Raw genomic sequence first — 556 nt, forward strand, 5'->3', positions numbered from 1 at the left:
GCAGGAAGCCCAGCGTCTGCACCAGCAGGGCGCCGCGGAACTCGAAGCGCACCGTGAGGTAGGCCAGCGGGATCGCGATCACCGAGGCGAAGAACACCGAAGCCAGCGCCACCACCAGGCTGTTGATGAGCGATTCGCGCAGCAGGCTCTGGCCGAAGAAGTTGCTGAAATGCCCCAGCGTGGGCGCGCCGGTTTCCGTCACGAAGGCGGTGTAGATCACCTCCGCGATCGGCAGCAGCAGAAACAGGAACAGGAAGGCAAACACCAGGCCGGCGAGCAGCCAGTGGCCCCACACGGTGGGGGGGCGCAGCCGGCGCGGCGCGGGCGCGGCGGAACCTGTCAGGACAGCGGACATGGGCAATCTTTCCGGGAAGGGAGGGACCCGCGCGCGGCAGGCCGGCGCGCGGGCGTCACGGGGCGTTCAGGCGCTCACTTGGCCAGCGCGCCGGCCTGGTTGGCCAGGTCGCGCGCGCGCTCGTAGTTGGCCTTGGCCTTCGAGCTCCACAGCTCTTCGAGCCCGGTGAGCTGCTTGGCCACTTCCACGTCGCGCTTGTTC

At 69.2% G+C, this 556-nt stretch carries 1 pseudogene; it reads right to left on the reverse strand.

The annotated features are described in order from the left end of the window. Positions 1-355: pseudogene (locus ACT6UX_RS30340) on the reverse strand (iron ABC transporter permease); the annotation flags it as partial. Positions 356-556 lie beyond the last annotated feature (201 nt).

It is taken from the genome of Reyranella sp. (assembly GCF_052439685.1).
In the GTDB taxonomy this organism is placed as follows: Bacteria; Pseudomonadota; Alphaproteobacteria; order Reyranellales; family Reyranellaceae; genus Reyranella.